General features: G+C 69.5%; 14 protein-coding genes and 1 pseudogene. 6 read left to right on the top strand and 9 right to left on the bottom strand.

What is annotated here, in order from left to right; translation table 11 throughout:
• Positions 1-9: 9 nt before the first annotated feature.
• On the bottom strand, positions 10-1,272 hold the full coding sequence (locus ACIBLA_RS08345) for an FAD-dependent oxidoreductase (protein ID WP_363242106.1): 1,263 nt from the start codon (positions 1,270-1,272) through the stop codon (positions 10-12).
• Between the two features lie 316 nt (positions 1,273-1,588).
• On the opposite strand from ACIBLA_RS08345, the gene ACIBLA_RS08340 reads away from it, so the two are divergent.
• Together ACIBLA_RS08340 and ACIBLA_RS08335 are read left to right on the top strand one after the other, a co-directional pair.
• Positions 1,589-3,328 carry a lyase family protein gene (locus ACIBLA_RS08340; RefSeq protein ID WP_399198131.1) on the top strand — a complete coding sequence of 580 codons (1,740 nt, stop codon included), beginning with the start codon at positions 1,589-1,591 and terminating at the stop codon, positions 3,326-3,328.
• A gap of 120 nt (positions 3,329-3,448) precedes the next feature.
• Positions 3,449-5,008, top strand: a complete 1,560-nt coding sequence (locus ACIBLA_RS08335; RefSeq protein WP_363242108.1) for an MFS transporter — start codon at positions 3,449-3,451, stop codon at positions 5,006-5,008.
• A gap of 2 nt (positions 5,009-5,010) precedes the next feature.
• On the opposite strand, the gene ACIBLA_RS08330 is transcribed toward ACIBLA_RS08335, so the two are convergent.
• The 4 genes from ACIBLA_RS08330 to ACIBLA_RS08315 form a co-directional block, all read right to left on the bottom strand.
• Positions 5,011-5,313: a HEAT repeat domain-containing protein gene (locus tag ACIBLA_RS08330; RefSeq protein ID WP_399198238.1), complete on the bottom strand. Its 303-nt coding sequence runs from the start codon at positions 5,311-5,313 to the stop codon at positions 5,011-5,013.
• Between the two features lie 598 nt (positions 5,314-5,911).
• A complete protein-coding gene (locus tag ACIBLA_RS08325; protein ID WP_399198250.1) occupies positions 5,912-6,178 on the bottom strand; it encodes a hypothetical protein in 267 nt (88 codons plus the stop codon).
• A 44-nt stretch (positions 6,179-6,222) separates the two neighbouring features.
• Positions 6,223-6,678: a DUF4333 domain-containing protein gene (locus tag ACIBLA_RS08320; RefSeq protein ID WP_363242109.1), complete on the bottom strand. Its 456-nt coding sequence runs from the start codon at positions 6,676-6,678 to the stop codon at positions 6,223-6,225.
• A gap of 271 nt (positions 6,679-6,949) precedes the next feature.
• Entirely contained in the window at positions 6,950-7,090 is a 141-nt protein-coding gene (locus ACIBLA_RS08315; RefSeq protein ID WP_399198130.1) for a hypothetical protein, read from the bottom strand.
• Between the two features lie 367 nt (positions 7,091-7,457).
• Between ACIBLA_RS08315 and ACIBLA_RS08310 the strand changes: the two genes are divergently transcribed.
• Positions 7,458-8,420, top strand: a complete 963-nt coding sequence (locus ACIBLA_RS08310) for a helix-turn-helix domain-containing protein (protein WP_399198129.1) — start codon at positions 7,458-7,460, stop codon at positions 8,418-8,420.
• A gap of 194 nt (positions 8,421-8,614) precedes the next feature.
• Positions 8,615-8,797 (top strand): annotated as a pseudogene (locus ACIBLA_RS08305) (IS5/IS1182 family transposase); the annotation flags it as partial.
• A 432-nt stretch (positions 8,798-9,229) separates the two neighbouring features.
• Here ACIBLA_RS08305 and ACIBLA_RS08300 read toward each other — a convergent pair.
• Together ACIBLA_RS08300 and ACIBLA_RS08295 are read right to left on the bottom strand one after the other, a co-directional pair.
• Positions 9,230-9,685, bottom strand: coding sequence for an ATP-binding protein (locus ACIBLA_RS08300; protein ID WP_399198128.1), 456 nt, complete (start codon positions 9,683-9,685; stop codon positions 9,230-9,232).
• Positions 9,686-9,689: 4 nt separating this feature from the next.
• Positions 9,690-10,067 (bottom strand): recombinase family protein, encoded by a 378-nt coding sequence (locus ACIBLA_RS08295; RefSeq protein ID WP_363242114.1) that lies wholly within the window; start codon positions 10,065-10,067, stop codon positions 9,690-9,692.
• Between the two features lie 257 nt (positions 10,068-10,324).
• On the opposite strand from ACIBLA_RS08295, the gene ACIBLA_RS08290 reads away from it, so the two are divergent.
• Positions 10,325-11,185, top strand: coding sequence for a helix-turn-helix domain-containing protein (locus ACIBLA_RS08290; protein ID WP_399198127.1), 861 nt, complete (start codon positions 10,325-10,327; stop codon positions 11,183-11,185).
• Between the two features lie 3 nt (positions 11,186-11,188).
• Entirely contained in the window at positions 11,189-11,410 is a 222-nt protein-coding gene (locus tag ACIBLA_RS08285) for a DUF397 domain-containing protein (protein WP_363242116.1), read from the top strand.
• A 40-nt stretch (positions 11,411-11,450) separates the two neighbouring features.
• Here the strand turns inward: ACIBLA_RS08285 and ACIBLA_RS08280 are convergent, their stop codons facing one another.
• Both ACIBLA_RS08280 and ACIBLA_RS08275 read right to left on the bottom strand, forming a co-directional pair.
• The gene (locus ACIBLA_RS08280; protein WP_399198126.1) at positions 11,451-12,263 is read right to left on the bottom strand and encodes an alpha/beta fold hydrolase; all 813 of its coding nucleotides are present in this window, start codon (positions 12,261-12,263) and stop codon (positions 11,451-11,453) included.
• A 204-nt stretch (positions 12,264-12,467) separates the two neighbouring features.
• A complete protein-coding gene (locus ACIBLA_RS08275; protein ID WP_363242118.1) occupies positions 12,468-13,259 on the bottom strand; it encodes an SDR family NAD(P)-dependent oxidoreductase in 792 nt (263 codons plus the stop codon).

Raw genomic sequence — 13,259 nt, 5'->3', positions numbered from 1 at the left:
AGTGGCCTGTCAGACAGCCGACTTGAACATCGTGGGCGGCGCGAACACGACATCCGTCGGGGAGCGCGCCGCCACCATCCGCCGGTAGCGCTCGAATTGGGACGGAGCGTTCACGCACAGCGCGCCGGTGACGTGCTGCCCGTCCGTGTACACGGCGACGAACCGGCGCTCCGCGAGCGCCCCTGCGAGGAGGTGCGGGACACCGGTCGCGAGCCCGGCGAACTGGATCTCCGTTCCGTACTGCTCCAACCGGAAATACGGCACCGACTCGAAGGGCATCGCGCACTCGCCGTCCGCCAGCAGCGTGTCGGCGGCGGCCACGGCCTGTGCCAGGGCGTCGGCCCGGTGCTCGACTCGCATCACCTCGCCGAACAGCGGGTTGTACCAGCGGGCCACGCTCCCGGCCGCGACGACGCGCGGGACGCGCACCGACGGGCGCCAGACGCCCACCGTCGCCACGGGCGCCACCGCCGCCACCGCCGCGCAGGTCGCGTCCAGGAGCACCCCGTCCCCGATGTCGAGCCCGCTCCCCCGCAGCCATGCGGTACGCGGCGCGCGCCCCGCCGCGATCACCACCACGTCGGCCGGTACGAGAGCGCCGTCGGCCGTCACGACCCCGTCGGGGCGGAGGGAGACGGCCGGGGTGCCGGTCGTCATGACCGTTCCGTGGTCGCGGTGCAGGTCGGCCAGCTCCCGCCCCATGGCCTTGCCCAGTACGCGCTGAAGCGGGGCGGCGGCCGACTCGACGACGGTGACGTCGAGGCCGCGGGTCCGGCAGTAGGACGCGATCTCGCAGCCGGTGAATCCGGCGCCTACGACGGCGACCCGTGGGCTGCCGCTGAGGGCGGCGCGCAGGGCGACGGAGTCCTCGGCGTCCAGTGAGTCCAGGGAGTCCTCGGACGTACGGAGGGCGAAGACGGCCGGATGGCCGCTCCGCAGCCCGGCGGGCCGGCGGGCCTCGGCGCCGGTGGTGATGATCAGCCCGTCGAAGTCCAGGTCCCGCCCGCCGCCGGACAACCGGACGGAGCCGCCCGTGCGGCCGGTGCGACCGCTGCGGCCGGTGCGGCTCGTGAGATCCAGCCCTTCGGCCGTCGTGTTCGGCAGCGGCTCGGCATCGAGGCCGGGCGGGATGTCGCGGCCCGCGTCGACCAGGGTGAGCCGGCCGTCGAAGCCCTGTCGACGCAGGGTCTCCGCCGCGGCTATTCCCGTATGGGAGGCGCCGACGACGGCGATATGACGGAGCGTTCCGTCGGTCCCGCGTGTCCCGCTCAACACGGCCTCCTCCCTGTTCGCACAAGGTTCATTGCCCCCACTGGACCTTTACCCGGCCCTTGTGAAGAGGTGTTAAAAATCCCCGAAATGTTCAGAGTTTCCAAGCCGGTTGAGGCCGTGGGCGGCGGGCGCCGACTCTTGTTTACGACTCCGCACACGACCCGACCAGGCCTGCGGCCCCACGCCGTCTCACCCGCTCGGCTCGACTCCGCTCCGCCGCTCGCCTCGCTGCTCGCCTCGCCGGACGCGGACCGGCGAGAGACCCTGTTCACGAAGGCCGGGCGCACACCCGGCAGGCGACGAGGAGACGGTTTCCTTGACTTCCTCCCCTGACAGCGACGCGGGGCTGCTCTCCCCCGGCCGGGCGGGATCCGCCGCCGAGGAGGCGACCGGCGACGCCGCCTTCCTCCGGGCGATACTCGACGCCGAGGCGGCACTGTCACGCGCCCAGGCGGCGGTCGGTCTCACCCCGATGGCGGCGGCCGAGGCGATCACGGCGGCGGCAGGGACGGCGGAGCGGTTCGACGTACGGGACGTGGCGCTGCGGGCGCGCGCCGGGGGCAACCCGGTGATCCCCCTGGTGGCGGATCTGACGGCGGCGGTGGACGACGAGGACAAGAACGCGGGCGGCGACGCGGACGCGGCGCGCTACGTCCACCAGGGGGCGACCAGCCAGGACATCGTGGACACGGCGATGATGCTGGTCGCCACCCGTACGGTGCCGCTGATCCTGGCGGATCTGGACCGTACGGCGGACGCGCTCGCCGCCCTGGCCACGCTTCACCGCGGCACGCCGATGGCGGGACGCACCCTCACCCAGCACGCGGTCCCGACGACGTTCGGGCTGAAGGCTGCGGGCTGGCTCGCGTCCGTACGGGACGCCCGTGCCCGGTTGGCGGCGGTCCGGCCGCCGGTCCAACTGGGCGGCGCGGCGGGGACGCTGGCGGCCTTCGCGCCGGTGGACGACACCGTGGACGGCGCGCCGCGCGGCACCTCCACCGCCGCGTCCTGCGAGCCCGTCTACGACCTGACCGGCGCGCTCGACTCCACGCTGGACACCCCTCCCGAGCCGCTGCCCGACTACCCGCCCGCCACCGGCACCGACCCGAGGCTCGATCCCGAGCCCGAACTCGGCACCGGCACCCCGCCCGACGAGCCGGTCTATGACCTGACGGGCGCCGAGGCCGTCCCCGAAGGCCCGGAGTCGGAGGAGAACGAGGCCAGGGCGTCCGTCGAGGCGGATCAGCAAGCGCCCGGCACCGACACGGGCCTGCGGCTGCTCGCCGCCTATGCCGCCCAGCTCCGCCTGGCCGAACCGACGCTGCCGTGGCACACCCTCCGTACTCCTGTCGCCGATCTCGGCTCGGCGCTCGCCTTCACGGCAGGCGCGCTCGGGAAGGTGGCCGCCGATGTGCTGGTGCTGTCCCGGACGGAGATCGGGGAGGTGGCCGAGGCGCGCGGCGGCGGTTCGTCCGCGATGCCGCACAAACGGAACCCGGTGCGGGCGACCCTGATCGCCGCCGCCGCCCGGCAGGCGCCCGCGCTCGCCTCCGTACTGCTGGGGGCGCTCGTCGCCGAGGACGAACGCCCCGCCGGTCCCTGGCACGCCGAGTGGCAGCCGCTGCGCGAGCTGCTGCGGCTGACCGGCGGAGCGGCCCGCGACGCCGCCGAACTCACCCGTGGCCTGCGGGTCTTCCCCGACCGGATGCGGGACAACCTCGGCCTCACCCACGGACTGCTCGTCAGCGAACGGCTCGCGGCGGCCCTGGCCCCCGCCGTCGGCGTGGCCCGCGCGAAGGAGCTGGTCGGCGCCGCCGCCCGCCTCGCGTCGGCCGCCGGCATCCCGCTGGCGCAGGCGCTGACGGAGTCCGACCCGGCGGTCGCGGAGCTGATCGGGGAGGAGCGCCTGCGCGCCCTCACCGACCCGACGGGCTACACGGGCTCCGCCCCGGCGCTCGTGGACCGCGCGCTGGCGGAACACGCGGTCGCGGAGCGGGCGGTCCAGGAGCGGGCGGCCTCCGACGATCCCAAGGACCCGCCGGAGGCCGCTCACTGACCGCCCGCTGACCGCTCACGCCGAGTCGCGGGTCCGTTTCGCCCCACTTAGAGTCAGATCCGGTGAACGACGGCGTTCCCTGCCCGAGGGCTCGCACCACCCCGCTCACCACCCCCGCCCATGACTGATTCACCGCAGGCACCGCCGCCGGACACCGCGAAGTCCGCCGACGCCCCGGACGGGGGCGGCGGCCACGGGATCGCGCTGGCCATCATCGCCTCCTGCCAGCTGATGGTGGTCCTCGACATCACCATCGTGAACATCGCGCTCCCGCACATCCAGAGCGCCCTCGACTTCTCGACGCAGAACCTGTCCTGGGTGGTCAACGCCTACACCCTCACCTTCGGCGGTCTGCTCCTGCTCGGCGGACGTCTCGGCGACATCCTGGGGCGGCGCCGGGTCTTCATGTTCGGCGTCGCGCTCTTCGCGCTCGCCTCCCTGCTCTGCGGCTTCGCGCAGGAGTCGTGGCAACTGCTGGCGGCCCGTGCCGTCCAAGGCGTCGGCGGCGCGATCGCCTCCCCGACGTCGCTGTCGCTGATCACCACCACGTTCCCCGAAGGGCCCGCGCGCAACAGGGCGTTCGGCGTGTTCGCGGCCGTGTCGGCGGGCGGCAGCGCGATCGGGCTGCTGGCCGGCGGCATCCTGGTGGAGTGGCTGGACTGGCGGTGGATCTTCTTCGTCAACGCGCCGATCGGGCTGGTGATCATCGGCCTGACGCCCCGCTTCATCAAGGAGTCCGTGCCACGCCCCGGCCACTTCGACGTCATCGGCGCGCTCACCGCGACGCTGGGCATGGTGTGTCTGGTGTACGGCTTCATCCGGGCCTCCGAGGAGGGCTGGACCAACGGCCTGACGCTCGGGTCCTTCGCCGCCGCCGTGGTGCTCCTGACCCTCTTCATCGTCATCGAGCGCAATTCCCAGCAGCCGATCACCCCGCTGTGGATGTTCCGTGACCGCAACCGCGCGGGCGTCTACGGGATGATGCTGAGCCTGGCCGCGGCGCTGTTCGGCATGTTCTTCTTCCTGACGCTCTTCGTGCAGGAGGTCCTCAACTTCAGCCCGCTCCGGGCCGGCCTCGCCTTCCTGCCGGTGAGCGTCATCATCGCGATCGGCTCGGGCCTCGCCTCGCAACTGCTGCCGCGCTGGGGTCCGAAACCGTTCATGGTGTCCGGCGCGGTCCTGGCCACCGCGGGTCTCTCGTGGCTGACGCTGACGAACGTGAACAGCACGTATCTGGGCAGCCTGCTGGGCCCGGTGCTGATCTTCGGTCTCGGTATGGGCTTCCAGTTCGTGTCACTGACCCTGATGGCGCTCTCGGGTGTCGAACAGGAGGAGGCCGGTGCGGGCTCCGGCGTCTTCAACGCGACGCAGCAGGTGGGGGGTTCGCTGGGGCTGTCCATCCTGGTGACGGTGTTCGGCACGGCCAGCAAGGACGAGGCCAAGTCCCAGGTACCCGACTTCCTGGCCCATGCGACCCCGGCCCAGAAGGCGACGTTCCAGAAGACGGGTTCGCTGCCGAAGCCGTGGAGCGACGAGGTGCTGGCACACGGTGTGTCGAACGCGTTCATCGTGGCGGCGGTGTTCGCCGCCGTATCGGCCGTGATCGCGGTGTTCGTGATCCAGGTCCGGGAATCGGACCGCGAACGCCTCCGGGGCGGCGTGCCGACACCGGGCGCCTGACGCTACGGGAACTCTCCACCGGCCACGATGGCCTCGACCGCTTCCACTGCTTGTGCTGCCGCCGAGCGAACGCCTTCCGAGGGATCGGCGGCGGCTGCCTCTTGAAGCGTTACGAGAGTGAGTGGATCGGCCGGCCACCCAAAGGCCAGCATCCACATGGCGCCGTGCCTCACATCCTCGCTTTCATCACGCAGGGCATGCTCCTGTAGAGCATCGCGAACTTCGTCGGTGGCTTCCGCTGCCCAGAGTCGGAGCGCCTCAAGTCGCACGTCGGGATCTTGGTCGGTGGTGGCGCGGTCGTGGATGAGCGCGCGCCTGAGGGTCTTCCGGCCAGTGCCGAGCCAACAATCCCAGAGCGATGTGACGGGGGTCCTCGTGAGGGTCAGCAGTCACACGCTCGCGAACCACGCAACCGTCCGAGGATCCTCCGACCAGTACCGAGCCAGCAGTTCCAGAGCGGTGGACCGGGGGTCCACGTGAGGGTCGGCAGTCACACGCTCACGAATCAACGCAACCGTCTCCGGAACATCCGACCAGTGCTGGGCGTGCTCTTGCCGGTCCGCGTGGCACGGAAGGCACTCGGCTCCGCACCGCTGATGAGGGCAAAGACGATTCCGACGACGCCTACGGACGCCCCGACGACACTGGCCACACCGTCCGCGGTCCCGAGATCCACCACCACCCAGACCACGATCATCGCCGCGATCAACGCACACGAACCGACGATCAGCGCCGTTCTCCGCCATCCCCGCATGGGCGAATTCTCACCCAACGCGCCCCTTGTGTCAGCCTGTTGGGGGATCTACGCCCCGCTCAGCCGGCCAGAGAGCGTGAATGCAAGCGGGCGCGATTGGCGACTGCGAGTGCGTGTAATCCCGGCGGCAACATCAGACGTTTGTGTTGCTATGAACCTTGTGGTCCGGGTTCTCTTCGTTTGGCGGGGTCGTTGATCCAGACCTGGCCAGGTATCGCGGGTGGTCTCGGTCGGCGGGCAAAGCGTTCGGGGTGACGGGCGTATGCCTCGGCGAGGGTGACGGCCCGCTGGTCCCGGACCTCGTCGGCAAGCCATCCCTCGCCGGTGGGAATGTAAGTGATGTCCCCGACGATCTTCCGGCCGGGCGTCTCGGCGTGGAAGTGGCGGCCGATCAGGTCGGGGGCCGGGGCGGGCACTCCACCAGCGTCACCCGACCAGTGGCCGCGCTGAAAAAGCTCATTTACTCGACGCTGTCGTTGACCTTGAAGTTGTAATTGACCTGGTTGCCGTTGATCGCGGTGGCAGTGACGGTGACACCGAGGGTGTCGCTGCCGGCAGTGAGCTCGCAGCGGATCGTGGCGCCGACCCGGGCCGGGAGGTGCTCAGGACAGGTGACCCTGTCGGGACGCTTGCCGGTGTCCGCGGCGAGCTTGTCGGAGATCGTCTGCGCGACTCGGGCCTTGTGGACGGCCCCGCCCTCGTTGACGCCCGTGTTCTCGGGCTCTGCGGGGTCGTCGCCGACCGGCTTCTCCTCGGCCGGGTCCTCCTCAACGGCGGCTGCGTCCTCGCTGGCCGTCGCCTCACTCTTCTTCTCCGCGTCGCCAATGCTGAAGGAGCATCCGGTGGCGAGAAGCACCGTCAGTGCGCCCATCGCCGCCGCGGCCGCAATCCTCTTGTTGCGCCCCGTGTGCTGCATTCTTTCCCCCGTTTATGGATGATGAGACAAAGATCAGGAGTGCAGATCGGCTGAACCGATTCTGCGTATAAGCGGTTTGAGTTGGACTGTTACATGATCAGCACCTTCTGCTCCGCCGAGCGGCTCCTGTCGGCCTCACGCGAACACTCAGCGCAGCAGGGACTGCTGCCGGCGGGCGCGATGGGGTCAGCAGGACACCGAACGCGGAATCGCAGTCAGCTGCACTTCAAGGGCAGCAGGGCTCTCCGTATCGAAGGTCTGATCTTGTTGTTCAGGAAGGCCGGCCGTTGTAGGTAGCCCGGATACCGCTCCCCGTCTTATCGTCCGCGGCGCCGGCCGCGGACGGCGCCGCGGTCATCAGACCGAGTACGGCCAGTCCGGCCACCGCGTATCGTGCGGTCTCGTTCGTCATCCAGATCGTCCTCTCAAACGTCGTCCACTCCCGATGGCCACCCTGGCCGCAACGGCGGCGGTGCCCGGTAGTCCAGGCCGCGGCCGACGTCAAAAGTGACGGCCTCGCTCATGGACCTTAGGGTCATCGTGGGCTTCGGACTTTGTCATCCGTGCAGGGAACTTTGTCAGTAGTGCACAGCTTCGACTCAGCGCCACCGCATCAGGCGAGGGGGCCCTGCGTGTCCCCGTCGAAGGCGTTGCGCAGCGAGAGGGAATCCCGACAAACTGATGTCGGGAACCGTCCGTGTCGAGGGGTGTCTTGTGGGGGAACAGGCCGAGGTTCTGCCGGGCCGGCTCTGTGACCGACGCAGACGAAGGTCTGCGTCATGAGCCCGGTCCTGGACACCGCGTTCATACCGCCGCGGGACCGGGAGGAAGTGCTCCGGCACGCGCTGTGGGAATCCCTGGTGGCGGTCGATATCGATCACCGTCCTCCGGCTGAGGACATCTCCGTTCGCGTAGGGTTCGACGCCATTGGGCCCCTCAGGATCTGTTCGGCGCGGGCGACCGCGGCCGCTCTCCGTCGGACGGAGCGGCTGGCCCGCAAGGACGAGGAGCCGGCCGTCTTCCTCAGTCTTCAGACGACGGGCACCAGCCTGGTGGTGCAGAACGATCGCCAGTGCCTGCTGAGGCCGGGAGACCTCGCCGTCTACGAATCGACCGCCCCCTACACACTTCTCTTCGACGAGGGAATCAACGACCACTTCTTCCGTTTCCCCCGCGCGGCACTCGCGCTCCCCGAGCGGCTATTACGAGACATCACCGCGGTCGCCCTGGGACCCGACAACCCCATTGCGCGCCTCGCCTTCACCTACTTCTCCCAACTGGCCGTCAGCGACGAAATGCACCAGGGCGTGCACGCCGACGCCGTCGTGGAACCCAGCATCGAACTCCTCCGTGCCGTCCTGACGTCCCAGCACGGTAACTCCAGCCTGACCAAGGGGCCGTTGGAGGCGACACTCAGCCTGCGGATCACCCAGTACATCCGGGCGCACCTGGCTGATCCCAATCTGTCGGCGGCACAGATAGCCGCCGCACACGACATCTCCGTGCGCCATCTCTACGCTGTGCTGTCCCGGTCGGGCATCAGCCTCGGAGACTGGATCCGCACACGCCGCCTGGCCGAATGCAGGCAAGAGCTGGCCGGCCCGAACGGCCGACTGCGGACCATCGCAGCGATAGGACGAAACTGGGGCTTCGTGGACGCGACGCACTTCAGCAAGATGTTCAAACGAACGTACGGAATCTCCCCGCGGGCCTGGCGCGAACAGAACCACCCCCGCACCTGAGCGTGATGGCCCCCTCAAGGCCGCGTTTCGCGTGACCGACCTTGGGCGCTCGGTCTGGGGCTGCGATCAGGCGACCAGCACCAGTTCTTGGGTTCGGTGAGCTCCGTGGTCGTGGTGCCGTCACGGGCGCGGCCGAGCGCACCTCGAGCCGGCTGACGCGCTCACGCGTAGGGCGAACCCCCAGCCCTCGCGGCGTGGAGTGCTGGGCCGATAAGGGCTACCGGGGCGCCCCCGACACCGTCCGCGTTGCCCTCTCGGGACGCTGGGAGACGCTGTCAGCAGGCCAGCAGGCCGTCAACCGCTCGCACGCAAAGATCCACGCACTCGTCGAACAGGCCATGGCCACCCTCAGCTTGTTCTTTATCTACCAAGACCTACCGGGTCTGCCGATGGCCTTGAGGGTCTCGGGGCGTTTGACGGTCTTGCCCACGTCGTAGCGGGGTGCGGGACGGCGGTTCTTGGTCCCGGGCGGCCGTCCGGGACCAGCGCCACGAGGTTGGGGAACTTCGACTCCCTGACGCATGCCCGGGAATGGATGGACGCCTTCACCGCGTACTACAACCACGAGCACAGGCACTCCGGGATCGGCCTGCACACCCCCGCCTCGGTCCACTTCGGCACCGCCGACGAGGTCCGGGACCAGCGGGCCGTCGCCCTCGCCGAGGCATACGCCCGTCACCCCGAACGCTTTGCCCGCCGACCGAGACCACCCGCGATACCTGGCCAGGTCTGGATCAACAACCCGCCAAACGAAGAGAACCCGAACCACAAGGTTCATAGCAACACAAACGTCTCATTTGACTTGACAACTACCGCAGCAACGGCTCCAGGGACGGCGAGCCCGATGCGGCAGCGGGCGGCGTTTCAGGAACGCCGGGCAACGGCAGTTCGGCCCAGACCACTTTGCCTCCGGCCTGGGGCCAGCAGGTGCCCCATCGTGTCGCCAGCGCGTCGACGAGCCGAAGTCCGCGCCCTTCCTCGGCGTCGGCGTCCACCTGGTTCACGACAGGGACACCCGGAGCGCTGTCCCACACCTCGATGTAGAAGCTCCGCCCTGCGACACGGAGTTGTACGGCCACGAGGTCCGTTCCTCGTGTTGCGCGGACGGCGTTCGTGACCAGTTCGGATGACACCAACAGTGTGTCGTCCAGGATGCACATGGCTTCCCAAGACCGCAGCGTCTCCGCTGTGAACGCTCTCGCTCGCCCCGTTGCTTCCGGTACGGCCGGGAGTACGAGCCGGTCCCCGGCGCACTGTCGCGACACGGCGCTACGCACCGGTCACGAGGGAGGCCGCAGTGCCGCGGGCGCTGTCCGCGTACTCGTCCAACGCGTGTGCATGCGCACCGATGCCGAATTCAAGCCTGTCGAGCAGGGCCCCGCGCAGTGGGCCGCTCTCGCCGAAATGAGAGAGGGACGGCACCAGCACATGGCGCGCGCCGGTGTAGCGGAGGGCGTCGATCAGCTCGTTGAACGCGACGAGGGCTCCGCAGGCGAACTCGTGGTAAATGGCGACGAGTTGAAGGCCGCGCTCGTCGGCAAAGCGCTTCATGTCGCGCTCCTGCGCGTACGCCGCACGCTCGGCCGCTTCGGAGAGGACGCGGAGATATCCGTAGGCCATGCGTGGAGCTTCTGTCCGGGAGTTCATGACGTTCTCCTCCGGTGAGGGCGTGCCCGTGGGGGTGGGCGAATCGGCGCGACGCATCCCGCGAGAGCCCACGCGTCAACAGCACCCGACCCCATTTCGGTAACCGTTGGTCATGAGATGACCACTGCGAGTACTACGCGCAGTGCGGTGCCCGAAGTGTCAAGTCACCACTTCTAAGAGTCGCAGTAGAACTTGGTCGCCACCATGTTCGAACGGCACACTTGGCCTGCGTAAATAAGTGAAGGAGGCGCATCCGCGTGCCCATCAACAGCAACCCGACGATCCGTCAGAGGCGTTTGGCGCGAGTGCTTCGCGAGCTGCGGACGACTGCGGGCCTGACGCACGCGGACGCGTGCCAGGTGCTCGAATCAGCTTCATCCAAACTGGGACGGATCGAGAACGCCCAGTCCAACATCCGACTCCCTGACCTGCGCGCCCTGTTGGACGCGTACGGCGTCACCGATCCCGCCGAGCGCCGCGAGATCGAACTCCTGTCACGCGAGTCGAAGAAGAAGGGCTGGTGGTCGCGGTACGCCCAGAGCGTCGATTCCGCCTATGCCGCGTTCGTCGCCGTCGAGTGGGACGCGACCAAGCTCTACAACGTGCAGACCAGTCTGATTCCGGGCCTGCTGCAAATCCCTGAGTACACCCGCGCGGTGATCGAGTTGCAGATTCCCGACGCAACGGATGAGCAGATGGAGACACTGCTCAACGTACGGAGCGAACGCCGGGGCATCCTCAGCCGTGAGGCCCCCCTCGAACTGTGGGTGATCATCGCGGAGAGTGCGCTGCACCATCGCGTCGGCGGTGTCGTTACGATGAAGTCCCAGCTGGAGAGTCTGGTCGAGGCCAGCCGCGAGCCGCACATCCAGCTCCAGGTGCTGCCGCGTGAAGACCCCATGAACGCTTGCCTGTTCGGCCCGTTCGTCATCATGGGTTTCCCGACATCGGCCGAGACCGACATCATCTACACCGAGTCGCCCACGAGTACGGTGTACTACGAAGAGGCAGCCGACGTGGAGACGTACACAACACTGTTCAGGCGGCTCAACGTGGCCGCCGCGAACGCCAGTCAATCGCGGAAGCTCATCAAGGACGCTATAAGGGAAATGGAATAGACGATGAAGCCGCACAGGGGGGCTGCTCCGGCAGCGGGACTGTCATGGGTCAGGTCCTCGTACTCCGGCGCCAATGGCGACTGCGTGGAAGTTGCCGCCCTACCCGACGGCAGCCGCTTCCTGCGCGACAGCAAGCGGCCCCACGGCCGGGCTCTCGCCTTCACCGCGGGGCTGTTCGACACGTTTGTGCGCGACGTCGTGACCGGCCGGTTCGCCGCGCGGTAACCAGCGCGACGACGGCCGGACCGGCAAGCAACGTCCGCCCTCAGCCCGCCAGCACCTTCCGCAGCGTCTCTGCGAACTCCCCCGGCGCCTCGACGAACCCGCCGTGCCCGCCCGGGAATTCGGCCGGGTGCACGCCCAGCCGTGCGGCCAGTTCCGTGGAGGTGCGGTACGTGATCAGCCCGCCGGATGTCACGCCGATGCCGATCACGACGCGGGACGGGGCCGCCGTCAGCGCGTCGGTGTCGGGCACGTAGCCGGCGGTGCCACGCAGTTCGTGGCCGAGGAAGCGGGCCGCGTCCGCCATGTCCTGGGCCGAGGGCTCCTCGGACGGCGGAGTGGGGGCGCCCTCGTCGTCGCCGGTGTCCATGCCGGAGACGGCCATGAACCTCGCGAACGCCGGGCCGGGGCCGTCACGGTGGAACGTCTCGACGATGTCGTCCATCTCCGCGCGCTGCTCCGCCGCGTCGGGCAGCAGCGCCAGCACGGGCGGCTCGTGTGCGACGAGTGTCCGTACCCGTGCCGGGTGCCGCGCGACCAGGGCGAGGCCGGTCACGGCGCCGCCGCTGCTGCCGAACACATGGGCCGAATCGGCGCCGATGGCGTCCAGGATCGCGGCGATGTCGTCTGCGCGCAGCTCGGGGGTGGAGTCCTGAGCGGGATCGTCCAGGGTGCTGCCGGAGATGCCTCGGGGGTCGTTCGTCACGACGGTGTACTCGTCGGCGAGCACGTCGGCCAGCGGCGCGAAGTGCGTGGCGCCCATGGGCGCGCCCGTGAGCACCAGTACGGGTCCGGAGCCCCGTACCTCGTAGTACAGGTGCGCGCCGGGGACGTCGAGTGTGTGGGTGCTGACCATGGTGGTGCCGTCCTTGCGTAGAACCTCGCGGGGTCACTTTCGGTCGGTGACGTAGGTATGACGCCCGGACGGGCCGAAACTCATCGGTCGGCCCCGGGAGTGACCGGGGCCCGACCGGTGACCGGTTCGTCCTCAATCGCCGGACGGGCTCAAAAAGCCCGTCCGGCGATTGAGGACAAGCCCGGCCTCTTGGGGCCACCCCCGCTACTCCCGCGCCCCCGACACGGCAGCCGCCCCCGCGAACGCCCGCCGCAGTCCCACGTTCGCCGACAGGATCCCGCCGTCCACCGGCAGCGTCACCCCCGTGACCCATCCCGCGTCCGACGACGCCAGGAACGCCACCGCCGACGCGACGTCGTCCGGCAGCCCCACCCGGCCCGCCGGGTAGTGCGGCGCCGCGCGTTCCAGGGCAGCCTCGCGGCCCCGCCAGGCATCCGTGTGGATCGTGCCCGGCGCGACGAGGTTGACGCGTACCCCGCGCGGCCCCGCGTGGCCCGCCAGCGTCCGGGTCAGGCTCGCGAGGCCGGCCTTCGCCGCGCTGTAGGCGTGGTTGCCGAAGTCCTGCTCGCCGTTGACCGAGCCGATGTTGACGATCGCGCCGCGCCCCGACGCCACCAGGTGCGGCAGCGCCGCCCGCGCGCAGCGGAAGGCCCCGGTCAGGGTCAGATCGAGGTCGCGGGCCCAGTGTTCGTCCGGTTCGTCCTCGAAGAGCGGCATGTCCACCGTGCAGGAGTACGCGTTGTTGACCAGGACGTCCAGCGAGCCGAAGTGCTCGACGGCGTACGCGACGGCCGCCTCGACCGACGCGCGGTCGCCGACGTCGCACACGAACGACCGGGCGCCTTCGATCAACTCGGCCGCCCGCGCGGCCCGTTCCGCGTCCACATCCGTGATCAGCACCCGCGCGCCCTCGGCGGCCAGCCGCCGGGCGATCGCCTCGCCTATCCCGCGTCCGGCTCCCGTGATCAGTACGCCGTGATTCTCGAATCGCCTCAT

It is taken from the genome of Streptomyces sp. NPDC050433 (genome assembly GCF_044458565.1).
Classification (GTDB): domain Bacteria; phylum Actinomycetota; class Actinomycetes; order Streptomycetales; family Streptomycetaceae; genus Streptomyces.
The sequence above is the reverse complement of the archived record's forward strand: the minus strand, read 5'-3'. Positions and strand labels throughout refer to the sequence as shown.

Bases quoted from the DNA above. Each gene is read 5' to 3' on its own strand.
- ACIBLA_RS08310 (WP_399198129.1), top strand. From the start codon at position 7,458: ATGAGCCCGGTCCTGGACACCGCGTTCATACCGCCGCGGGACCGGGAG.
- ACIBLA_RS08275 (WP_363242118.1), bottom strand. From the start codon at position 13,259: ATGAGGCGATTCGAGAATCACGGCGTACTGATCACGGGAGCCGGACGC.
- ACIBLA_RS08320 (WP_363242109.1), bottom strand. From the start codon at position 6,678: ATGCAGCACACGGGGCGCAACAAGAGGATTGCGGCCGCGGCGGCGATG.
- ACIBLA_RS08315 (WP_399198130.1), bottom strand. From the start codon at position 7,090: ATGACGAACGAGACCGCACGATACGCGGTGGCCGGACTGGCCGTACTC.
- ACIBLA_RS08280 (WP_399198126.1), bottom strand. From the start codon at position 12,263: ATGGTCAGCACCCACACACTCGACGTCCCCGGCGCGCACCTGTACTAC.
- ACIBLA_RS08285 (WP_363242116.1), top strand. From the start codon at position 11,189: ATGAAGCCGCACAGGGGGGCTGCTCCGGCAGCGGGACTGTCATGGGTC.
- ACIBLA_RS08295 (WP_363242114.1), bottom strand. From the start codon at position 10,067: ATGAACTCCCGGACAGAAGCTCCACGCATGGCCTACGGATATCTCCGC.
- ACIBLA_RS08335 (WP_363242108.1), top strand. From the start codon at position 3,449: ATGACTGATTCACCGCAGGCACCGCCGCCGGACACCGCGAAGTCCGCC.